This window comes from Cryptosporangium sp. NPDC048952, from assembly GCF_043197895.1.
GTDB lineage: Bacteria > Actinomycetota > Actinomycetes > Mycobacteriales > Cryptosporangiaceae > Cryptosporangium.
This window is the reverse complement of sequence record NZ_JBICTY010000001.1, coordinates 1507029-1526755: the sequence shown is the minus strand read 5'-3', so window position 1 is coordinate 1526755 and position 19727 is coordinate 1507029. Positions and strand designations below refer to the sequence as shown.

Here is a 19727-nt window from a genome sequence, read left to right as displayed (position 1 = left end):
TCGCGGCCCGGCTCAGCGCGACGCCGTCGCGGCCCGGCTCAGCGCGACGCCGTCGCGGCCCGGCTCAGCGCGACGCCGTCGCGGCCCGGCTCAGCGCGACGCCGTCGCGGCCCGGCTCAGCCCGGCGCGGTCGCGGGCCGGCTGAGCGCGGTCGTTGGATCGGATGGGGTGGTCGGGGCGTTGAACCGGATGGTCGGCGGGGCCGTCGGGAGGGTGTGGGCGAGCACACTCCCCCGTCGCCGCGGTCTGGCATGATCGCGGGCATGACGGGGCCCGGGCTGCTGCGCGAAGTGCGCGCGCTCGTTTTCGTGCTCGTCTGTCTGAGCCTTTCGGTCGCGCTGCACAGCTGGGCTCATGGCGCGGTTCCGCCGCCGCTGGCCGTGCTCGCCGGTGGCGGACTCCTGGTGTCGGTGGCGGTGCCGCTGACCGGGCGTCAGCGCGGGCTGCCGACGATCGCCGGGACTCTCGCGGTCACGCAGGTCGGGCTGCACGTGCTGTTCTCCGTGGTGCCGGCCGGTCACGTGATGGTGCCGGCGCACGGCACGGGCACGATGATCGCCGGGCACGTCGTTGCCGGTGGGCTCACCGCGCTGTGGCTGCACGCCGGTGAGGTCGCGGTCTGGCGTCTGGTGCGGCGCCTCGCGCAGCGCCTGCCCGTGCTGGGTGTGCTGTTCGCGCTCGCCGCACTGCGTATCCCGGCCCCGGCGCCGCGCCGGTTCCTCGCGCGTCTCGCCGACCTGGCCGCGCCGCTGCCTGATCCCACTTGGCTCCACAGCACCACCCGCCGCGGCCCACCAGCTCTTTCCCTGCGCTAATCCCCGAAGCGGCCCCCCTCCGGCGAGCAATAGCTCGCCGAGATGAGCCCGCTCGAAACGGCCCCCATTCAGCGCGCCACAGCTCGCCGTAACGGGCCCGCTCGAAACGGCCCCCATTCAGCGCGCCACAGCTCGCCGTAACGGGCCCACTCGAAACGGCCCCCGCTCAGCGCGCCACAGCTCGCCCTAGTGGGCCCACTCGAAACGGCCCCCATTCAGCGCGCCACAGCTCGCCGTAGTGGGCCCGCTTCAGGCGGTCCCCGATCGGCGCGCCGCGGCTCGCCTCGATGGGGCCGCATGATCTTCCGCTGCCCCGCCAGCGGTTCCCTTGCCTTCTCCGGTGGACGCCGAGCTGCGTGCCGCCGCACTGACTGACTCGTGGAGTTCTCATGACCATCAACGCCGACCCACCACGCGACACCGAGGTGGAACCCGAATCCGCCACCGCGACCGCACTCGCCGAGCGGCCGGAAGCGCCCGAAGTAGCCGAAGTGGCCGAAGTGGCCGGTGCCCAAGTAACCGAAGGGGCCCATGGAGCCGAAGATGCCCAAGTAACCGAAGGGGCCCATGGAGCCGAAGGTGCCCAAGTAACCGAAGGGGCCCATGGAGCCGAAGGGACCCAAGGGGCCGGAGGGGCCGGGCCCGCCCCCAAGGCCGCACCCCGGCCCGCTCGGTGGGCACTGCTCCGGCGGCTGCACTTCTACGCCGGCATCTTCGCGGCGCCGTTCCTGTTCGTCGCAGCGCTCACCGGCCTCGCCTACACCCTCGCCCCCCAGCTCAACACCGTCATCTACGGCCACGAGCTCCACGTCGACCAGGTCGGAAACACCACGGTTCCCCTCGCCGACCAGGTGGCCGCGGCCCGCAAAGCCCACCCCGACGGCACGCTGGCCACCGTCTCCGTCCTCGACGACCCCGAGGCCACCACCCAGATCGCCTTCTCCGTGCCGGAACTCGCCGCAGCGGAGAAGGTCCACACCGTCTACGTCGACCCGTACACCGGCGAGGTCCGCGGCCAGCTCACCACCTGGTACAACGCCACCCCTCTCCAGACGTGGCTGGACAGCTTCCACCGCACCCTCAACCTCGGCGACTTCGGCCGCATGTACTCCGAACTTGCCGCCTCCTGGCTCTGGGTGATCTCCCTCGGCGGTCTGGCACTCTGGATCGGCCGCAAGCGGGCTTACCGGGGCGCCAAAACAGCACTGCTCCCGGACCTCAAGGCCAAGGGCGTGCGCCGAACCCGCGGCTGGCACGCGTCGATCGGCGTCTGGATCGTCGTTGGCTTGTTGTTCTTGTCGGCGACCGGGCTCACCTGGTCGCAGTACGCCGGTGCTCGGTTCGGCGCGGCTCTCGACGCCGTGCAAGGCCACGCCCCCACGCTGAACACGGCCCTCGCCGAGGAAGCCCCGGCCCCCACCCCGAGCCACCACGGCGGCGGCACCCCGACCGCGGAACGCACCACCGACCTCCCCGCCGGCGTCAGCCTCGACCAGGTCCTCGAGGCCGCAGGGCCCATGGAGGGCCGCCGCGACATCACGATCCCGGCCGAGGACGGCACCGCGTACAGCGTCGCCCAGGACAAGGGAAACTGGCCGGCGAGCTTCGACCAGGTCGCTGTCGACCCCGCGTCCGGCGAGGTCACCGAGCGGGTCGCGTACGCGGACTGGCCGTTCCTGGCCAAGCTGACGAAGATCGGCGTCCGCGCGCACATGGGTGAGCTGTTCGGCGTGGTCAACCAGGTGCTGCTCGCCGCACTCGCGCTCGGCCTGCTGTGCGTCATCGTGTGGGGGTACCGCATGTGGTGGCAGCGGCGGCCCACCCGCGCGGACCGCACAGCACCGCTCGGTTCGGCTCCGCCTCGCGGCGGCTGGCGGACGCTCCCCCGCTGGTTCCTGGTCATCGGTATCCCGATCACGCTGTTCGTGGCCTGGGCGATGCCGCTGCTGGGCATAACCCTGGCCGCGTTCCTGGTGATCGACCTGCTCGTGGGCGCCTTCCGCTGGGCTCTCCGCACCCCGGCACCGAACCTGACCGAGCGGTGACCACACCCGAGGCGTGAACACTCTGGCGGGTCATAGGCCACCGAAGTGTTCACGCCTCATGAGGTACCTGCCCGGAAGGTGGGCGGCGAGGGCGACGGTGATCAGCCAGGTCGTACCGAGCACCCACCCGGCCAACACGTCGGTCGGGTAGTGCACGCCGAGGTAGATGCGCGACAGCCCGATCGCGAGTGCCAGCGGCACCGCCGCGACCCACACCGTGGCCCGCACGGTCCGGTCCGGCACCGCCATCGAAACGAGCCACGCCACCGTGCACAGCACGACCAGCGAGCTCGCAGAATGCCCCGACGGGAACGAGAACCCGTCCTCGGTGACCGCCCGGAGCAACGGATCCGGGCGGTCCCGGGCAACGAGCGCCTTGATGCCGGTGACGAGCAGCGCCCCACCGCCCCCGGACACCACGGCCAACACGATCGGCCGCCACGAGCGCAGCCGGTACGCGACGGCCAGCGCCACGACCGTCAGCAGCAACGTGAGACCGGCCCTGCCACCGATGTCGGTCAGTGCGATGACCAGCGAATTCATCCACCCCGTGCGGTGGGACGCGACCCACTCGATCACCGGCCGGTCGAATCGGGTCAGGTCGTCGTTCTCCCGGACCCCTTCGAGGATCTCCAAGAACACGCTGACCAACGCGACCGCTACGGTCGCGCCTGCCACCAGCACGATCACGCTCTGCCCGGTACGACCGACGACCGGAAGCCGACGGGTCGCCGGCAGGGCCCCCATGAGCCGACGGGTCGCTGGGAGCGCCCCCACCAGGCGACGGGTCGCCGGCCGGCTCGCCCGCACCACCCCGAACGCGACCGCGACCGCCACCACGGCCAGCGCCACGCTGGCCACCACGCTCCACCCCATCAGCACCTCCCCGTCACTCGTCTGACGCCTGGGCGTCCCCAGGAGTTTCCCCGAGTGATCGGGATCAATCAGACGCTGTACGAACGCGCCCCTGGTGGACGAGTCGCAGGTGTTGCCGCTCTACCGGGAGCGGTGCGCGCTGTCGACGCCGGTCGACGGGCCGCTGGCCGAGCGTCACGGATGCCGGGCAGTGAGGTACCGCGCGACTGCGCTCAGAACGTCGTCCCTCATGCTCGCGGATGATTGCACGGCCCGGAAGCAGCCGATGGATGTGATCGCCGGCGCCCTCGCGGTGGTCCGCGCCGTGATCGCCGTCCGCGCCAGAATCTCCTCCCGACCCGACAACGCGCCGAACACCCGCAGCGTCCTTGGAGGATGACGGGAAGGGAACGCGTTGCGACGTCACCGAGAAACCCACTACGAGGGCCTCGACGCCCTGATCGCTACCCGCAGTCACGCGCTGCTGGCCACCGCCGGCCTCCTCGCCGGAGGCAGAGAGGCGGGCCAGGACCTGCTCCAGGCGGCGATCGAAAAGCTCATGCGCCAGTGGCACCGAATCGAAGGCGACCGGGAGGCCTACCTCCGCCGAATCCTCTACCACCTGGCCGTCGACAACTGGCGACGGAGACGGCGACGGCCCGAGGTACTCACCGACCTCGACCCCACCGCCGCGCAACCCGACGGCACGGGCGCACTCACGCTGCGCCTCGCGCTGGTGCAGGCACTGGGCACGCTGACGCCCAGGCAACGGGCAGTGCTGGTGCTGCGCTACTTCGAGGAGCTCAGCGAGGTCGAGATCGCCGAGGCACTCGGCTGCTCCACCGGAACCGTGAAGTCCACCGCCGCCCGCGGCATGAAGCACCTCCGCGAGATCACCGCCACCTGGCCCGTCGAAGACAGACCTCTCGAAGGCGCGACGGAACCGAAGGGAGCACATCGATGACCACTCCGCTCGAGGACCACCTCGCCGCCGGAATGCGCGAGGCCACCGCCGACTACCACGTCGATCGCGATCTGGTCGCCGGCGCGCGCGAACACCACCGGCGCCGGACGACGCACCGCCGGATCGCGCTGTCGGCCGCCACGGCGGCCGTGGTCGCCATCGTCGGACTCGGCTACACAGCCGTCGACGGCTCGTCGACCGACCGCCTGACCACCGCCTCCCCGGTCGACAAACCACTCGACCACACCCTGCGCACCAAGGGTCCGTACATCCTCCACATCACGACCCGGACGTGGGGTCCCACCGGCAAGCAGACGCACGAGAAGTGGTACGACCCGGTCACCGACGACCACGTCGACGTCAACGGCGGGGGTCAGGGCATCGACGTCGGTTACAACCTCCGCAAGTCGATGCGCGGCGTCTGCGTCGATCGGAACAAGCACACCTGGTGGACCTGCGCGCCCGAGGAGCACTCGATCCCACTGGCCACGCCCGACAACATGCGGGCGTGGCTGAAGACCGTGAAGCTCACGCCCGTCGGCAACGAGCGGATCAACGGGGTGGACACCATCCATCTCCGCAGGCCCGATCCGACGGACAAGAAGCTCGACGTCTGGGTGACGGCCGATTCCGACGTGCTGGTCAGGATGGTCAGCCACGCGGAGGTTCCGGACGTCGGAACGGTCACGATGCAGACCGACTACGCGTGGTTCGACCGCACCCCCGAGGCACGCGCCAAAGTGGTCCTCACGCCGCCGGCCGGCTGGCCTTCCCAGGAACCGACCAACTGAGCGCGTACCGGACAACAACACCGATTCCAGCGCGGCAGCCACCCCTCTGCTCAGGTTCGGGGGTGGGCATGCCGATGGGACCGCAAAGTGTCTGGGAGTGGGGGCTCGCGGTGGGTGGACGACAGCAGAGTGGTACCCGGCCGCGGGCGCCGCACGAGGTGAAGGCCTGGCTGGCGACCAACCCGCCGCTCGACGAGCTCTGCGAGGCCTACCCCGCCGAGTGGCAGACCGTCCAGCGCGAGGTCGCGGCTCGCAGCGGCGCAGAGGACCTCGCTGCCTACGCGTCCGCGGTCTCCCGGTCCGCAGGATCCGACCCTCGCGCCCAGGTCCGGCGTCACCTGACCACCGCGCTGATCCGCCAGCTCGCGGTCTCCGCAGCCACCGGCGTCCGCGCGGGCCGGGTGCGCTTCAACCTGCTCAACGGCTGGCTCGCCCAGAAGCTCCTCTTCGCCCACGACCTCGAACGCAAACCCGTCTCCCTGCGCCTGTTCCGGCTCGTCTGGCCCCTGGTCTGGCAGCGCAGATTCCTGCTCCCCCTCGTCAACAAGAAGGGCATTTATTGCTTTTACTCACGCGAGCTGATCACCGAGCTCGCGCGGTTGATCGACGGTCGCCCGTGCCTCGAGATCGCCGCGGGCGACGGCACGCTCGCGCGGATGCTGCGCGACCGGGGCGTCGACGTGCGCGCGACCGACGACCACAGCTGGGACGCCGTCCGCGTGTCCGACGACGTCGAGCGCCTGGACGCGTCCCGAGCGCTGCGCCGCTACCAGCCGCAGGTCGTGCTCTGCTCGTGGCCGCCAGCCGGCAACTCCTTCGAGCGCGACGTGTTCGCCACCGACAGCGTCCAGCTGTATATCGTCATCAGCAGTAGGCACGAGTACGCGGCGGGTGACTGGACCGCCTACCGGCGGCAGCGCAGTTTTGACCGAAACGACGACGAGGCGCTGAGTCAGCTGGTCCTGCCGCCCGAGCTCGACTCGGCGGTGCGGCTCTTCACCCGGCGGTAGCTCCACACGAGCAGACCGAGGATGATCAGGCCGGACAGGATCAGGCTCGTCCCGGTGCTCCACCCGCTGAGCGGCAGCGCGTTCACGACGCCCCACACGATTCCGGCCGCGATCATGAACAGGCCGAACAGCAGCGTGCCCGCGATGCGCAGCGGCGAGGACACGCTCTCGTCCGCGGTCTGCAGCGCGCGCCTGCGCACCGGCTCGACGTGACGCTCCAGCGCGGGAAACTCCGACGCGAGCACGATCAGCCCCGCCAGCACCAACAGCAACCCGGGGCCGGGCAGCACGAGCAGAGCCACGCCGACGAGCAACAACACTGCTCCGACGATCGAGACGACGATCCGCTTCACGGCCACGGTTACCCAGGCTAGTCCGGCCGCACCAGTGAACCGGGCTGACGCGCACCGCGTAGATCCGGTTATGGGACGGACGTATCGCGAGTTACTGGCGGTGGCGCTGCTCTGCGGCATCGCGTTGACCGGCTGCTCGAGCTCCGAGGCGAAGCCGGCGGCGCCGAGCCCGTCCGTGTCCCCACCGGTCACCGGGACCGTCGAGCAGATCGCCGCGCACCTGGGCTGCAAACCCGAGATCCACACCGACGCGGAGCAGCTGCGCGAGGGCAGATGCGGAACCGGCGCCAACGTGTTCAGCGTGACGACGTTCCCGGCCGAGAAGTACAAGCAGGCGTGGCTGTACGAAGCCGGCGGCTGGGGTGGTTGGTACGTGGTCGGGCCGGGCTGGACGGTCTCGGCGAGTACGAAGGAAGCGGCGGTGAGCCGGCAGAAGAAGCTCGGCGGGTCGCTCGTCGACGGGTCGAAGGTCCAGAAGGGCACGCCGCCGGCTACGTAGGACCACCGGGGCCAGGCTATTCGCGGCGGATGCGCGCAGACTGAGTACGTGGAATCGTGGGAATTCGGTCGGATGGTGCGTCGCTGGCGTGACCGCGTCGCGCCCGACACCGTCGGCCTGCGCACCAGCGGACGTCGCCGGGCCACCGGCCTGCGCCGGGAAGAACTCGCCGGTCTGGCCGGTATCTCCGCCGATTACCTGACCCGCCTCGAACAAGGGCGGGCGACGTCACCGTCGGTGCAGGTCGTCGAATCCCTCGCCCGTGCACTGCGCGTTTCCGACGCCGAACGCGAGCTGTTGTACGAGCTGGCGGGGCACGCGTCTCCCGGCCGGGACGTGGTGCCCTCACGGCTCGCACCGAGCGTGCAGCGGCTGCTCGACCGGCTCTCGAATACGCCGGTGGTCGTGTACGACGCGACCTGGACGCTGGTCGTCGCGAACGCGCCGTACGAGGCGCTGATGGGTGAGACGTCGAGCTGGCGCGGGATCGAGCGCAACGCGGTGTGGCGTCATCTCGTCGGGCCGCCGAACCGAACCGTCCACACCGCGGAGGAGGAAGCCGACCTGCAGGCCGGGCTGGTCGCCGACCTGCGCCTGACCGTCGCCCGCTACCCGGCCGACCGCGCGCTCGGACGCCTGATCGAGGAACTGGGCGCGGCGAGTCCGCGGTTCGGGGAGCTGTGGGAGGCCGGATCGTCGAACGCCGGCCGGGAGCGGTCGCGGCAGAAGGTCGTCGAGCACCCGGCGGTCGGCCCGATCACGCTCGACTGCGACACGCTCGTCGTCGCCACCGACGACCTGCGGATCATGGTCTACACGGCCGAGCCGGGTACGTCCGACGCCGAGCGCCTCGACCTGGCCGTCGTCCTCGGCACGCAGACCCTGGTCTAGGCGATCAGCAGGACTTTCGGGGGTGGGGCGGCCGGGCGGGTGGCCTTGTGGAGATACATGTCGGCGTCGGCCGCGGCGAGCAGGCCGTCGACGTCGGGCTGGTCGAGGTCACCGGCCGCGGACACCCCGACGCTGACGCCGACCGTGAACTCGTCGCCGTCTTTGTTCACCGGCTCGAGGGCGAGCGCCTGGAGCCGCTCGGCGAGCGCCCGCGCCTCCGCAGGAGTCTCGATGCACTCGGAGACCACGACGAACTCGTCGCCGCCGAGACGGGCCGCCACATCGCCGTGCCGGAGCACCCCGGTGAGCCGGCGGGCGAACTCGACCAGCACGAAGTCGCCGGCGGCGTGCCCGTAGCGGTCGTTGATCTGCTTGAAGCCGTTGAGGTCCAGGTAGAAGAGCACCGGGCCGTATGCACCGCGGGGTCCGGTCAGCGACAGGTCGAGCACGGTCCGAAGTGCCTGACGGTTGGCCAGGCCGGTCAGCTGATCGTGGTGGGCCTGGTGGGTGAGTTCGGCGCGGATCGCCTCCTGTGCCCGCACGACGAGCACGAATCGCACCAGCACCAGCGACGTCAGCAGCACGATCGACACGATCAGCGAGACGCGACTCGCGACACCCGTGAAGGTGCCGAGCCCGGCGAACAGCGGCATCGCGGCCAGCGCAATGCCGAGCAGCACGACGCGGGCGGGGTGCAGCCTCTGTTCGCGGGCCGCGCCGGGCTCGGCGATCTTCGCCGCGTTCGGGTGCACGAGTGCCGCCGCGAACATGCTGTTCGCGACGAGCAGTACACCGTCGAGGCGATCGGCCTGCACCGCACGGGACATGCCTTCGAACAGCGCGGGCAGCATCGAGATGAGGACGTCGCCGATGAGCGTCAAAATCAGCGCACCGACGACGTACCGCGTCGGACCGCGTTTCGAGCCGGGCGCCAGGACGAGGATCGCGACGACGGCGAAGAGCACGACGTCGCCCAGCGGATAGAGCGCGCCGACGACGACCGGCAACGCGAGCCGTTGGTGCTCGGCGGCGGGCAGGATCACGAATTGCCAGCACAGCCAGGCCATGACCGTGGCCATCGTCATCGCGTCGAGCAGGCCTTCACGCAGGCGGCCGGTGGTGCGCAGCCGCACCAGGTGCAGCAGCCCGCCGGCCAGCAGCGGATAGCCGCTGACCCAGAGCACGTCGGACGGGCTGACGTCGCCGGGCGGCCCGACGAGCAGGGTCAGCACGTCCTGGAGCAGGTCGCCGGCGAGCCAGACCGAGAGCGCGCCGACGATGAGGCCGTAGCCGGTGCGGGCGGGTCCGGAGATGGCGCGTAGCCGCACCCAGCCGAGGACGACGAACGCACCGAACCCGATCAGGTAGGAGACGTGCCCCACGGTGCTGCCGGGCGCGATCGCCGAGGGCACGCCGCATCCGGCGGCGAACACCGGCACGAGCCAGGCGGGGACGCGTCTCACGTGCTGCTCATCGGCCCCGATTCCACCGTACGGAGAAGAAACTCCCGGTCAGTGGCTCACTGGGTCGGTGGCTGGGTGGGTGGGGCGGAGAGGGGTGTCGCGGGCCAGGGCCTCGCGGATCGCGGCGGGGTCGCCCGGGCGGCCGTAGAGCCAGCCCTGGCCCTCGTCGCACCCGTGCTGCGCCAACACCGTCGCCTGATGCGGTTCTTCGATGCCCTCGGCGACGGTACGCAGGCCGAGCGCCATCGCCAGCGCGGTGATCGCGGCGATCAGCGGCGCGGACGTCGCATCCGGCGGTATCGCGGCGACGAACGACTGGTCGATCTTGAGGATGTCGGCCGGGAGCCGGTCGAGCCGGCTCAGCGACGACCATCCGGTGCCGAAGTCGTCCACCGCGATCCGGATCCCGAGCGCGCGCAGCCGGTGCAGTGCCGTCAGCGCGACCGGCGAATCGGCTTCGAGCATGCTCTCGGTGACCTCGAGAACGAGACGCTGCGGCGGTAGCCCGGTCGCGATCAAAGTCGCGGCGACCTGGTCGTAGTAGTCGGGCTGGTGCAGCTCCCGCCCGGACACGTTGACCGTGATCTTGCTGGGCGCGGCCCACGTGGCGGCTTCCCGGCACGCGGCCTCCAGCACGAACCGGCCGAGCTCGGCGACGAAGCCACTGCGCTCGGCCGTCGGGATGAAGTCGGCGGGCGAGACCGGTCCGCTCCCGGCCCGGGTCCACCGCAGCAGCGCCTCGGCACCGGTGACCCGCCCGGAGTGGATGTCGACGATCGGCTGGTACGCGACCGAGAACTCCCCCGCGTCCATCGCCGCGGCCATCTCCGCCCAGCTGTCCGCCGCGCCGTCCGCGCTGCAGTAGATCCGCTGGCCACCGCCCCGGCGAGCCTCGTCCAGCGCGGCCTCCGCCCGGCCCGACAGCGTGACCGGCGTGTCGTCGAGGCACCGTCCGGCGATGCCGGCGGAGAAGGTCCTCGGGAAACGTTCCAGCAGCTCAGATGCCTGAGACACCGAAGCCGGGATCAGCACTGCGAAACGGTCGCCGCCGTAGCGTGCCAGCACGGCGTCCGGGCCGATCAACGCCGACCATTCCTGCGCGACGAGGTGCAGCAGCTGGTCCCCCGCCGCATTTCCCCGCTGCTCGTTAAACGCGCTGAAGTCGTCGAGATCGAGGAACGCGAGGCTGAGCGGCCGGTCCGAGCGCGCGGCCCGGTCGAGCGCGGCCACCATTGCCCGCTCGAAGCCCCGCCGGTCAGGCAGGCCGGTGAGGTCGTCGGTTTCCGCCCGCGCCGCGGCGCGCACCAGCCACCCGAGGATCACCGCAAGGATGACGTTCTGCACGGACATCGCGACAGCCGCCATCCACGGCACCGCGTCCCAGGCGATCTTGGCGCCGATCAGCGCCCCGACCGACAGGATCTCCAGGCTCCACGCGGCGACCCAGGTGAAGAACGCGAACGCGAAGATCGTGACGAGGATCAGCAGCGAGGCCAGCGCCATCGCGAGGATCGAGCCCCGCTCGGCGCGGATGCCGACCGTGATCACCCCGATCGGGACCAGCGTCAACAGGTAGTAGAGCGGCTCACGCAGACGGATGCCGCGCACCGCGACGAAGGCCAGCCCGAGGCCGAGGGCGATCGCGACCACCGAGATGGCCAGCACGTAGCCGTCGCCGTCGGCGTCCTGTTGGAGCAGCGCCGAGAGCAGCCCGATGACGCCGCCGACCAGGTAGGTCGCACCGGCGATCGCCGCCATCGCGGGTCCGGTGGCGATCACCGGTCGCCGGAAGCGGCTGGCGTTCAGTCGACTGCGCAGTCTGTCGAGCACGCCCCTCCCTGCGTCGGAGAGCCCCCTCGTCTTACCCCATCGGCCGGGGGCCCACTGATCGGAGGGTTAACGCGACAGGCGCTCGCGGACCTCGTCGAAATGCCGGCGGACGGCCTCTTCGACGACCTCACCGTCGCCGGTCAGCAGGGCGTCGACGATGCGTTCGTGGCGCTCTGCCAGCGCGGACGCGTCTGAGGAGCGCTCCCCGATCGATTGCTCGGCGGTGGCGTAGGCCCGCCAGAACACGCCGATGAGGTCCTTGGCGAGTGCGTTGCCCGCGGCTTCGCACAGGATTTCGTGGAAGCGGCAGTCGGCGTCGGCCGAGTCGTTCGTGCCTGCGGCCATGGTGTCGACGCAGGCTTTCAGGGCCGCGACGGTGTCCGGTGTGACGCCGGTGGCGGCCAGCCGGCGCGCCAACCCCGCCTCCAGGAGTTCCCGCAGATCGAGGAGGTCGGCCAGGGTGTCGGTGGAGCGCGCGCGGAATGTGAGCCACGGCAGCATCGCCTCAGCGCTGGCGGGCGCGACGAACGTGCCGTACCCGTGCCTGACCTCGACGATGCCCTGCGCCTGCAGAGCCTTGATCGCCTCGCGCAGCGGCCCGCGGCTGGTCTGCAGTTCCGCGGTCAGACGCGCCTCGGTGGGCAGCGGCGTACCCGGCGGCAGATTCTTGTCGGTGATCAGGTCGACTATCGCATCGGCCAGCTCGGAACTGCGGGACGGGCGCGGCATCCGGCTCTTGCCTCCTGGAGGGAACTGTCGTATCACTGTAGTACGTAGGACGTCCTACAATCCTGGGAGACGGCGATGTCACCAACGAAGATCAGCGAGTTAGATCCCGGCCAGCGCCGCGCCTTCCTGGCCGCCTGGTTCGGTTACCTGCTCGACGGCTTCGACTTCATCCTGATCACGCTCGTGCTCACCGAGATCAGCGAAGAATTCGATCTCAGCCTCCCGGTGGCCGCCACGCTGGTCAGCGCCGCGTTCGTGTCGCGCTGGTTCGGCGGCTTGGCGCTCGGCGCGATGGGCGACCGGTTCGGCCGCAAACCGGCCATGATCACGTCGATCCTGCTGTTCGCGTTCGGCAGCCTGCTCTGCGGGTTGTCCTGGGGCTACTGGTCGCTGTTCGTCTTCCGGGCCATCGTCGGCCTGGGCATGGCGGGCGAGTACGGGTCCAGCACCACCTTCATCATGGAGAGCTGGCCGCGCAAGATGCGCAACCGCGCGACCGGCTTCCTGCTCTCGGCCTATCCGCTCGGCGGGGTGCTGGCCGCCCGCGCCTACGAGCTGATCGTGCCGAACACGTCCTGGCGCTGGCTGTTCATCCTCGGCCTCGTCCCGGCGTTGTTCGCCCTCTACCTGCGGCGCAGCCTGCCCGAGGCCCGCGACTGGGAGCGCGCCCAGGCGACCGAGAACGAGCCCAGCAGCGCCGGTGTCCTGCTCAGCGGCAACCGCGCTCCGATCACCGGCGTGGTCAGCGTCGTCATCGCGGTTTCGCTCGTGCTTCTCTTCAGCGGCCACGCCGGTTCGTGGTACCCGCTGCTCATCGCCCTGGTGGTCGCCGGGTTCGTCGTCTTCGCGGTGCAGTTGTCGGGTCGGCTGTGGCCGATGGCCGTCGGCCTGATGGCCGTCGTGTTCTCCGCGTTCCTGACGTCCTGGCCGATTCAGTCGCTGCTGCCGACCTACCTCAAGACCGAACTCCACTACGACGCCGGGCAGGTCGCCAACGCGCTCACCTGGGCAGGTCTCGGCTACGCGGTGGGCTCGATAGTCGCCGGCAGTCTGGGCGACCGGTTCGGCACCCGCACCACCTACGTCGTCGGGCTGCTGATCTCCGCGACGCTGGTCTTCCCGGCGTTCGCGCTCGACGGTGGCCAGATCGTGCTGGTCTGGGCCCTGCTGTTCGCACTGCAGGCCACCGGCCAGGGCATCTCCGGGCTGCTTCCCAAGTTCATCGGTGACCACTTCCCGGTTCGTCTCCGCGCTGCCGGACTCGGCTTCACCTACAACGTCGGTGCGCTCGGCGGCGCCGTGGCCCCGCTGGCCGGTGCCCGGGTGGCCGATTCGCTCGGGCTCGGACACGCGATGGCGTTGCTGGCGTGCGTGCTGGCCGTGGTCACCGCGCTTCTGGTCGCGTTCGACGTCCCGAAGTTGCTCGTCCGCGGTTCGTCGTTGCACGACGAGGACACCGAGGTTCCGCTTACCGAAAGGCAGGACGCATGATTTCGCTCTCCGGTGTGATCCCGCCGGTCGTCACCCCCCGCACAGCTGACGGTGCGCTGGACCGTGCGTCGCTGGCCCGGCTCTGCAATCACCTGATCGACGCCGGGGTGAGCGGCCTGTTCCTGGGCGGATCGTCCGGGGAGGCGGCGCTGCTGGACCAGTCGACCCGACTCGCCGCCCTGGACGTCGCCGTCGAGGCCGCCGCCGGGCGGGTCCCGGTGCTCTACGGAGTGATCGAGACCGGCACGGCGCGGGTGCTCGAAGCCGCGCGCCCGGCCGCCGCACACGGAGCGGCCGCGATCGTGGCCACCGGACCCTTCTACGTCGCACCACACCCCACCGAAACGCTCGCGCACTTCGAGGCCCTGGCCCGAGGCTCGTTGCCGGTCGTCGCCTACGACATCCCCTCCGCGACACACGTCCGGCTGGGCGCCGCCACAGCGATCGCCCTGGCCCGCGAGGGCTACGCGATCGGCCTGAAGGACTCCAGCGGCGACCTCGCCGCGCTCCGCCAGGTCATCGACGAAACGGACGGCTTCGCGGTGCTCACCGGCTCGGAGGTGCTGGCCGACGTCGCGCTGGACCTCGGTGCGGATGGCATCGTGCCGGGCCTGGGCAATGTGGACCCTCACGGTTACGTGCGGCTTTTTGAGGTCCACCGCGCTGGCGACCGGGCCGCGGCTTCCAGGGAACAGGCCCGGCTGACGAAGTTGTTCGGCATCGTCGACGTCGCCGACCGCGCCAGGATCGGTTTCACCGCCGGCGCGCTCGGGGCGTTCAAGGAGGCCCTGGCACATCGCGGGTGGATCGACTCCCCCGCGATGTGGGCCCCGTTGTCGCCGCTGGACGACGTCGAACGAAAAGCAGTTCGCAGTGTGCTGGCGGAGTACCTATAGCCGCACCTGCCGACGCGCGGCGACGGCAGCGACACCCAGCAACAACGCCGGCACTCCGGCGGTGAACGCCACGCTGAGTCCGAGCGCGGCCATACTTCCCATGATTCCGCCGGCTTGGAACACGAATACCGAAAGGCCGACGGTCCACACCAGGGCGTCGGTCAGGAAGGTGAGCCCGACGGCCAACGTCACTCGCTCGTCCACCGCCGCCCACACGATCGCGCCGACGCCGATGGCGACGGTGACCGCGAAGCTCACCCGGCCCACGACGCTGGGGAGCAGGTACGACGAGAACTGGTCGACACCCATCACCACCGCCGGGAGCAGCGGAACGTACCGGAGCAGTCCAGCGGCGGGACGCGGAGCATGTCGCACCAGCGGTAGCAAAAGCAGGGCGGCGAACACGTACCGGAGGAACGCGCCCTCTCCGTTGTTATTCATCATCCACAACGGCGTCGCCACGACGACCGCGACCACCGCGGCGACGGCGGCACCGAGATAGCGCCCTCGCAGCGTGAGGACCAGGGCGGTCAGTCCGAACGGTGTCGCGACCAGGTCGGGGACGCTCTGGTCGATCAGCCACTGGTCGACCGGAGCGCCGTAGGCGAAGTAGAGGCTGAACCGGAGCGGAGCAGTCAGCACCGAGCTCACGAGCAGGGCCAGCACTGCGATCCGCGACGCGGTGAGCCAGGTGTCGCGCAGGGTTCGGCGGTCCTGGCCGGCGTGGGCTCTTAAGGCTCCTAACAGGAGGCCGGGAAGCTGGTGCCGCTTGTCGTCCGCGGCGTCGAGGAGCGTGGCCAGAAGTTCCGGGCCGCGCTCCTCGCGGTAGGCCGTGGGGTAGAGGCGGAGGACGCGGGCGTAGCGCCGCTCGAGGCGGCGGTCCGCGGGGCTCATGCGAGGCCTGCTGCCGGTCGGCGCGTCATGGAGGCGGCGCGGTCGGTGACGACCTTGGCGGCGTTGGCCAAGTGGGCGGCCTCGGCTTTCAGGGCTGCTTGGCCCTCCGGGGTCGTCTCGTAATAACGACGGGCCCGGCCGTTGACGATCTCTTCGCGGACGACGCGGACGAAACCCTCGGCAGTGAGCCGGTCGAGGGCGGAGTAGAGGGTGCCGGTGGCGAGCCGAACTCGGCCCTGGGAAAGCACTTCGGCCTGCTTGATGATCGCGTAGCCGTAGAGGGGTTCGTCCTGGAGCGCGGCAAGGATGAAGTAGGTAGGTTCCCGCATGTCCTCAGAATATGACGATGAACTACATATGTAAACGGCGAGAGTGTCGAAGTCCTTCGATCAGGAACCAGGCGAACAACGGGAACACCGCCACCCGCTCCATCCCGGCCACGCCGATCCCCAGCCCGTGGCCGGTCACGTGCAGCACGGTCGCGACGAGCCCCACGACGCCGAGCAGCACCGGCAACCGCCGCCGCGTGACGATCATCCCGACGTTGCCGAGCACGAACACCAACGCGGCACCGAGCACGTGCAGGTTCTCGTCGACATCCGCCGGGGCGAGTCCGACGAGCACGCAGCCGATCGCGGCGGCCAGCAGCAGGTAGCGCGCGGCGCCGCGGAACAGCCCGATCGCCCCGATCGCGATCAGCACGCCGTTGGTCACGAAGACGGCGTTCATCAGCACGTGCCAGGGCGAGCAGACGTACCGCGGCGGCGAGCCCCAGTCGCCGCAGCCCACCATGCCCAGGTCGCTGATGTTGTTGTCCGCCCAGCTGAACGGCGCCGTCCACGCGGCCTGGACCACCACTTGGCCGACGAAGAACAGCGCACCGGCCGCAACCAGTGCCAGAGCCCCGAGAAGTTTCACCGACCCAGCTCACCAGCCGAGCGCCCTCCACGCACGGAGGCCACTGCTCCATTTCGAGTAGGCCTGGCCCTACTACTGATACCAAGAGGCGCATGGATGCGAAGTTGTTGAGTCAGGCCGTCGACCTCGCCACCGCGAACGCCGCCGCCGGGCAGTTGCCGTTCGGTGCACTGGTGGCCCGGGACGGGGAAGTGCTGGCTACCGGTGTGAACACCGCGCTGCGCGACAACGATCCCGCGGCGCACGCCGAGGTCGAAGCGGTGCGGGCGGCGTGCAAGGCCCTGGGAACCCTCGATCTGCGCGGCGCGGAGGTCTACTCGAGCTGCGAGCCGTGCCCGATGTGCCGCACCGTGGCGAGCGCCGCCGGGATCGCGGTGATCTGGTACGCGGCGCGGGCCAGGGACATCCCGGAGCTGGGCTATCCAGTGCCTCCCGTGGACTTCTCGGCGCAGTGGGTCGAAACCGACGGCGCTACCGCTCCGTTCGACCGCTACCTGGCCGGCTGATGGTCAAGCTCGGCATCAACATTCCGAACTTCGCCACCGCACCCCGGGAGATGCGCGACTGGGTGCGCTTCACCCAGGAGCACGGCTTCACGCTGGCGATGATCTCCGACCACGTGGCCGTGACCCCGCAGGTCGCCGACCTCTACCCACCGCCGTTCTACGACCCGTTCACCACGCTCGGCTGGATGGCCGGGTACGCCGACGGGCTCGAACTGGGCACGACCGTCACGATCCTGCCGTACCGGCACCCGCTGCTCACCGCCTCGATGGCGGCCGCGCTCCACGACTTCACCGACGGCGGCTTCATCCTCGGCGTCGCGGCGGGCTGGGCGGCGGACGAGTTCGCCGCGCTGGGGCTGGATTTCGGCGCTCGCGGCCGGATGTCGGAGGAGTACGTGGCTGCGATCCGTGCCGCCCTTCGGCAGGAGGTCGCGTCGGTCGCCGGCGAGTTCGTCGAGTACGAGAACGTCGCGACCGGGCCGGAGCGACACACTCCGATCTGGATCGGCGGCACCGCACCCGCCGTGATCCGCCGTGCGGTCGCTCACGGCGACGCCTGGCACCCGAACAATGCGCGGTTGGAGTGGCTGCGCGAGGTGGGGCTCCCGGCGGCGAAGGGGGTCGCGTTCTGCCCGCGGATGCGTGCGCGGGTGGGTGGCCACGACCCGTCGCCCGAGCGGGCGCCCGGCACCGGCAGCCTCGACCAGGTCACCGCCGACTTCCAGGCGCTGATCGAGATGGGCGCCGAGTACGTCGTCCTCGACACCAATCCGGACGACCCCCGCGACCGTCTCCCGGCCGCCGAAGACCGCCACAACCTGGCCGCCCTCGCGAAACGACTCCTCAGCTAGCCCGCTCCCCGGCGGCCCTGCCTCCCGGTCGCCGTCGAGCCCGCCCGTACAAGCGGCCGACGCGTGGCACGGCGCGCGTGGCGCGCGTGGCGCACGCGGCGCACGACGCGGCACGGCGCACGCGCGGCGCACGTGGCACGCGGTGCGGCGGGCGGGGCAGCGGATATGACAGCAGCGTCTCCCGGCGATTCGCCGGGAGACGCTGGGTGATCGGGGGTTACTTCGCCGTGCCGCGCAGGTTCGCGAGCACGTCGGCCGGGACCGGCTTGCCGAGCAGCTGGCAGGTGGTCACGGCGTCGGCGCCGAACACGAGCGTCTGGTAGTACCGCTTCACACCCGCGTTTTCGGTCGCCTCGAGGGGCTCACCAGTGGAGTCGGTGACCGCGGTGAGCCGGCCGTCCTCAGTGGCTACTGCGGTGCTGTGGTGGCCCATCGTGTCGCCACCGTGGCCCCACACCGTTCCGCAGGCCGAGTCGGTCTTGAACAGGCCCAGGCCGTAACCACCCTTGATCGGGAACTCGGCCGGCAGCGGGACCGTCGTCTTCATCTGCTTGAGCTGTTCCTGCGAGAACAGCTTGCCCTGCAGCACCCCGGAGAAGAACCGGGACAGGTCATCCATGGTCGTGACGATCGCGCCCGCCGGGCCGCCCCAGCTGCCGATCGGCCAGTCGGAGGTGTCGGTGTAGACGGGCTTGCCGCTGGCGTACTCGATGGCGTAGCCGTGCGCCACGTCGGTGGTGGCCTTCGGGTCGGCGTAGTAGGTGTCATGGAGGCCGAGCGGCTCGGTGATGCGCTCCTCCACCAGCTCGGGCATCGTCTGGCCGGTCTGCTTCTGCAAGATCATCCCGAGCAGGATGTAGTTGGTGTTCGAGTACTGCCAGCCCTTGCCCGGAGCGAAGTACGGCTGGTGCTTGAACGCGATCTTCAGCAGCTCGGCGTCGGTGTAGACGTGCTGCGGGTCCTTCGCCATGTTGGTGAAGAAGTCGGGGTCACCGGTGTAGCTGAACAGGCCGCTGGTGTGGTTGAGCAGCATCCGGACCGTGATGTTCTTGCCGTTCGGAACGACGCCCGGGAGGTACGTCTCGACCGGGGCGTCGAGCTTGGTCTTGCCGTGGTCGACCTGCTGCAGCGTGAGCACGGACGTGAACGTCTTGGTGTTACTGCCGGCCTCGAACTGGTCGGTGACCTTGATCCGGCGTCCGCTGGTCTTGTCCGCGACGCCCTTCGCCAGCGTGTAGACCTGACGGCCGTTGTCGATGCGGGCGATGTACCCGGGCGGGCCGGCCTCGAGCACGTGCTGCGCGACCTCGCGCTGCAGGGCGTCGTTGACCTTGGGCTGCTCGGTGGCGGCGACGCTGCCCGCTCCGATACCGGTCAGGGCGGCTGCGGCGGCGAGCACGATGGCGATGTTCTTCGTCTTGTTCGTCATGCCTAAATCCTGTCGAGATCGACCGCCCCGATCATTGCCGCCAACTACTCAGCCGACGTAGTGCCTGCACTACCAATCGGCCACAGGCGTCCCACGCCGAAACAGTGCCGAGCCGCTATGGGCTCGCTCATCCGACTCCACCCACGTGTCGTCGTATCCGCGTGCCGACGATGCACTCGATGGCGACGAAAAGGAACGTCCTGCAGCGGTATTGGGGCTGGCCTCTCCTTGCCGTCGGGGTCCTCCTGATCCCACTCGGTTACACCGCTCTGGCGTGCGCAACCGCTCTCGCGGCAGCCGTCTACATGCTCTGGTTCGCGCCGATGCGCTGCCGCATGGAGAACAGGCGGGACTCTCGCAACGGCGACGATCCGCACTGCCGCAACTGGGCCTACGGCCTGCTCAACGGTTGTCGCGGCGTCCCAGGACACGGCCAGCAGAAGCGTCACCTGCTGTTGAGAGAGCAGCCGATGCCGTGGTAGAGCCAGCGCGCCTGG

General features: G+C 70.2%; 22 protein-coding genes. 13 read left to right on the top strand and 9 right to left on the bottom strand.

The window, feature by feature from the left end:
- The first annotated feature begins 263 nt into the window (after nucleotides 1-263).
- Nucleotides 264-815: a hypothetical protein gene (locus ACGFY5_RS07230; protein WP_392718241.1), complete on the top strand. Its 552-nt coding sequence runs from the start codon at nucleotides 264-266 to the stop codon at nucleotides 813-815.
- Between the two features lie 389 nt (nucleotides 816-1204).
- A complete protein-coding gene (locus ACGFY5_RS07225) occupies nucleotides 1205-2860 on the top strand; it encodes a PepSY-associated TM helix domain-containing protein (RefSeq protein ID WP_392718239.1) in 1656 nt (551 codons plus the stop codon).
- A 30-nt stretch (nucleotides 2861-2890) separates the two neighbouring features.
- Here ACGFY5_RS07225 and ACGFY5_RS07220 read toward each other — a convergent pair whose 3' ends face one another.
- Nucleotides 2891-3736: a phosphatase PAP2 family protein gene (locus ACGFY5_RS07220; RefSeq protein WP_392718237.1), complete on the bottom strand. Its 846-nt coding sequence runs from the start codon at nucleotides 3734-3736 to the stop codon at nucleotides 2891-2893.
- 94 nt (nucleotides 3737-3830) lie between these two features.
- Between ACGFY5_RS07220 and ACGFY5_RS07215 the strand changes: the two genes are divergently transcribed.
- From ACGFY5_RS07215 to ACGFY5_RS07200, 4 genes are all read left to right on the top strand, one after another.
- On the top strand, nucleotides 3831-4115 hold the full coding sequence (locus ACGFY5_RS07215) for a hypothetical protein (RefSeq protein ID WP_392718235.1): 285 nt from the start codon (nucleotides 3831-3833) through the stop codon (nucleotides 4113-4115).
- 15 nt (nucleotides 4116-4130) lie between these two features.
- Entirely contained in the window at nucleotides 4131-4679 is a 549-nt protein-coding gene (locus tag ACGFY5_RS07210) for a SigE family RNA polymerase sigma factor (RefSeq protein WP_392718233.1), read from the top strand.
- Nucleotides 4676-5470 (top strand): hypothetical protein, encoded by a 795-nt coding sequence (locus ACGFY5_RS07205; protein WP_392718231.1) that lies wholly within the window; start codon nucleotides 4676-4678, stop codon nucleotides 5468-5470. Before ACGFY5_RS07210 ends, ACGFY5_RS07205 begins: the two co-directional genes overlap by 4 nt.
- A gap of 74 nt (nucleotides 5471-5544) precedes the next feature.
- Nucleotides 5545-6480 carry an SAM-dependent methyltransferase gene (locus ACGFY5_RS07200; protein WP_392718229.1) on the top strand — a complete coding sequence of 312 codons (936 nt, stop codon included), beginning with the start codon at nucleotides 5545-5547 and terminating at the stop codon, nucleotides 6478-6480.
- On the opposite strand, the gene ACGFY5_RS07195 is transcribed toward ACGFY5_RS07200, so the two are convergent.
- On the bottom strand, nucleotides 6423-6839 hold the full coding sequence (locus ACGFY5_RS07195) for a PGPGW domain-containing protein (protein ID WP_392718227.1): 417 nt from the start codon (nucleotides 6837-6839) through the stop codon (nucleotides 6423-6425). The two genes, ACGFY5_RS07200 and ACGFY5_RS07195, sit on opposite strands and share 58 nt — an antisense overlap.
- A gap of 64 nt (nucleotides 6840-6903) precedes the next feature.
- On the opposite strand from ACGFY5_RS07195, the gene ACGFY5_RS07190 reads away from it, so the two are divergent.
- Both ACGFY5_RS07190 and ACGFY5_RS07185 read left to right on the top strand, forming a co-directional pair.
- Entirely contained in the window at nucleotides 6904-7332 is a 429-nt protein-coding gene (locus tag ACGFY5_RS07190) for a hypothetical protein (protein ID WP_392718225.1), read from the top strand.
- A 48-nt stretch (nucleotides 7333-7380) separates the two neighbouring features.
- A complete protein-coding gene (locus tag ACGFY5_RS07185) occupies nucleotides 7381-8223 on the top strand; it encodes a helix-turn-helix transcriptional regulator (RefSeq protein ID WP_392718223.1) in 843 nt (280 codons plus the stop codon).
- On the opposite strand, the gene ACGFY5_RS07180 is transcribed toward ACGFY5_RS07185, so the two are convergent.
- The 3 genes from ACGFY5_RS07180 to ACGFY5_RS07170 all read right to left on the bottom strand — a co-directional run bounded on the left by ACGFY5_RS07180 (nucleotide 8220) and on the right by ACGFY5_RS07170 (nucleotide 12245).
- Nucleotides 8220-9686 carry a diguanylate cyclase domain-containing protein gene (locus ACGFY5_RS07180; RefSeq protein ID WP_392718221.1) on the bottom strand — a complete coding sequence of 489 codons (1467 nt, stop codon included), beginning with the start codon at nucleotides 9684-9686 and terminating at the stop codon, nucleotides 8220-8222. The genes ACGFY5_RS07185 and ACGFY5_RS07180 overlap by 4 nt on opposite strands.
- Nucleotides 9687-9734: 48 nt before the next feature.
- Complete coding sequence (locus ACGFY5_RS07175; protein WP_392718219.1) at nucleotides 9735-11516, bottom strand: putative bifunctional diguanylate cyclase/phosphodiesterase; 1782 nt, start codon at nucleotides 11514-11516, stop codon at nucleotides 9735-9737.
- A gap of 66 nt (nucleotides 11517-11582) precedes the next feature.
- A complete protein-coding gene (locus ACGFY5_RS07170; protein WP_392718217.1) occupies nucleotides 11583-12245 on the bottom strand; it encodes a FadR/GntR family transcriptional regulator in 663 nt (220 codons plus the stop codon).
- A gap of 75 nt (nucleotides 12246-12320) precedes the next feature.
- On the opposite strand from ACGFY5_RS07170, the gene ACGFY5_RS07165 reads away from it, so the two are divergent.
- Together ACGFY5_RS07165 and ACGFY5_RS07160 are read left to right on the top strand one after the other, a co-directional pair.
- Nucleotides 12321-13736, top strand: a complete 1416-nt coding sequence (locus tag ACGFY5_RS07165; protein ID WP_392718215.1) for a sialate:H+ symport family MFS transporter — start codon at nucleotides 12321-12323, stop codon at nucleotides 13734-13736.
- Complete coding sequence (locus tag ACGFY5_RS07160) at nucleotides 13733-14632, top strand: dihydrodipicolinate synthase family protein (protein WP_392718213.1); 900 nt, start codon at nucleotides 13733-13735, stop codon at nucleotides 14630-14632. Before ACGFY5_RS07165 ends, ACGFY5_RS07160 begins: the two co-directional genes overlap by 4 nt.
- On the opposite strand, the gene ACGFY5_RS07155 is transcribed toward ACGFY5_RS07160, so the two are convergent.
- Genes ACGFY5_RS07155 through ACGFY5_RS07145 form a run of 3 tightly spaced genes read right to left on the bottom strand, consistent with a single transcriptional unit; the run spans nucleotide 14627 to nucleotide 16444 of the window.
- Nucleotides 14627-15526, bottom strand: a complete 900-nt coding sequence (locus ACGFY5_RS07155) for a hypothetical protein (RefSeq protein WP_392718211.1) — start codon at nucleotides 15524-15526, stop codon at nucleotides 14627-14629. The genes ACGFY5_RS07160 and ACGFY5_RS07155 overlap by 6 nt on opposite strands.
- Nucleotides 15523-15855: a PadR family transcriptional regulator gene (locus ACGFY5_RS07150; protein WP_392718209.1), complete on the bottom strand. Its 333-nt coding sequence runs from the start codon at nucleotides 15853-15855 to the stop codon at nucleotides 15523-15525. Before ACGFY5_RS07150 ends, ACGFY5_RS07155 begins: the two co-directional genes overlap by 4 nt.
- Before the next feature lie 22 nt (nucleotides 15856-15877).
- Nucleotides 15878-16444, bottom strand: coding sequence for a DUF998 domain-containing protein (locus ACGFY5_RS07145; protein WP_392718207.1), 567 nt, complete (start codon nucleotides 16442-16444; stop codon nucleotides 15878-15880).
- A gap of 92 nt (nucleotides 16445-16536) precedes the next feature.
- Here ACGFY5_RS07145 and ACGFY5_RS07140 point away from each other — a divergent pair, with 92 nt between their 5' ends.
- Both ACGFY5_RS07140 and ACGFY5_RS07135 read left to right on the top strand, forming a co-directional pair.
- Nucleotides 16537-16950: a nucleoside deaminase gene (locus tag ACGFY5_RS07140; RefSeq protein ID WP_392718205.1), complete on the top strand. Its 414-nt coding sequence runs from the start codon at nucleotides 16537-16539 to the stop codon at nucleotides 16948-16950.
- Nucleotides 16950-17801, top strand: a complete 852-nt coding sequence (locus ACGFY5_RS07135; RefSeq protein WP_392718203.1) for an LLM class flavin-dependent oxidoreductase — start codon at nucleotides 16950-16952, stop codon at nucleotides 17799-17801. Before ACGFY5_RS07140 ends, ACGFY5_RS07135 begins: the two co-directional genes overlap by 1 nt.
- A gap of 217 nt (nucleotides 17802-18018) precedes the next feature.
- On the opposite strand, the gene ACGFY5_RS07130 is transcribed toward ACGFY5_RS07135, so the two are convergent.
- Entirely contained in the window at nucleotides 18019-19230 is a 1212-nt protein-coding gene (locus ACGFY5_RS07130; RefSeq protein WP_392718201.1) for a serine hydrolase domain-containing protein, read from the bottom strand.
- Between the two features lie 179 nt (nucleotides 19231-19409).
- Between ACGFY5_RS07130 and ACGFY5_RS07125 the strand changes: the two genes are divergently transcribed.
- The gene (locus ACGFY5_RS07125) at nucleotides 19410-19712 is read left to right on the top strand and encodes a hypothetical protein (protein ID WP_392718199.1); all 303 of its coding nucleotides are present in this window, start codon (nucleotides 19410-19412) and stop codon (nucleotides 19710-19712) included.
- Nucleotides 19713-19727 lie beyond the last annotated feature (15 nt).

Coding starts and splice junctions, on each gene's coding strand:
- ACGFY5_RS07230 (WP_392718241.1), top strand. CDS start 264: ATGACGGGGCCCGGGCTGCTGCGCGAAGTGCGCGCGCTCGTTTTCGTG.
- ACGFY5_RS07225 (WP_392718239.1), top strand. CDS start 1,205: ATGACCATCAACGCCGACCCACCACGCGACACCGAGGTGGAACCCGAA.
- ACGFY5_RS07220 (WP_392718237.1), bottom strand. CDS start 3,736: ATGGGGTGGAGCGTGGTGGCCAGCGTGGCGCTGGCCGTGGTGGCGGTC.
- ACGFY5_RS07205 (WP_392718231.1), top strand. CDS start 4,676: ATGACCACTCCGCTCGAGGACCACCTCGCCGCCGGAATGCGCGAGGCC.
- ACGFY5_RS07200 (WP_392718229.1), top strand. CDS start 5,545: ATGGGACCGCAAAGTGTCTGGGAGTGGGGGCTCGCGGTGGGTGGACGA.
- ACGFY5_RS07190 (WP_392718225.1), top strand. CDS start 6,904: ATGGGACGGACGTATCGCGAGTTACTGGCGGTGGCGCTGCTCTGCGGC.
- ACGFY5_RS07170 (WP_392718217.1), bottom strand. CDS start 12,245: ATGCCGCGCCCGTCCCGCAGTTCCGAGCTGGCCGATGCGATAGTCGAC.
- ACGFY5_RS07165 (WP_392718215.1), top strand. CDS start 12,321: ATGTCACCAACGAAGATCAGCGAGTTAGATCCCGGCCAGCGCCGCGCC.
- ACGFY5_RS07160 (WP_392718213.1), top strand. CDS start 13,733: ATGATTTCGCTCTCCGGTGTGATCCCGCCGGTCGTCACCCCCCGCACA.
- ACGFY5_RS07155 (WP_392718211.1), bottom strand. CDS start 15,526: ATGAGCCCCGCGGACCGCCGCCTCGAGCGGCGCTACGCCCGCGTCCTC.
- ACGFY5_RS07150 (WP_392718209.1), bottom strand. CDS start 15,855: ATGCGGGAACCTACCTACTTCATCCTTGCCGCGCTCCAGGACGAACCC.
- ACGFY5_RS07140 (WP_392718205.1), top strand. CDS start 16,537: ATGGATGCGAAGTTGTTGAGTCAGGCCGTCGACCTCGCCACCGCGAAC.
- ACGFY5_RS07135 (WP_392718203.1), top strand. CDS start 16,950: ATGGTCAAGCTCGGCATCAACATTCCGAACTTCGCCACCGCACCCCGG.
- ACGFY5_RS07130 (WP_392718201.1), bottom strand. CDS start 19,230: ATGACGAACAAGACGAAGAACATCGCCATCGTGCTCGCCGCCGCAGCC.
- ACGFY5_RS07125 (WP_392718199.1), top strand. CDS start 19,410: ATGGCGACGAAAAGGAACGTCCTGCAGCGGTATTGGGGCTGGCCTCTC.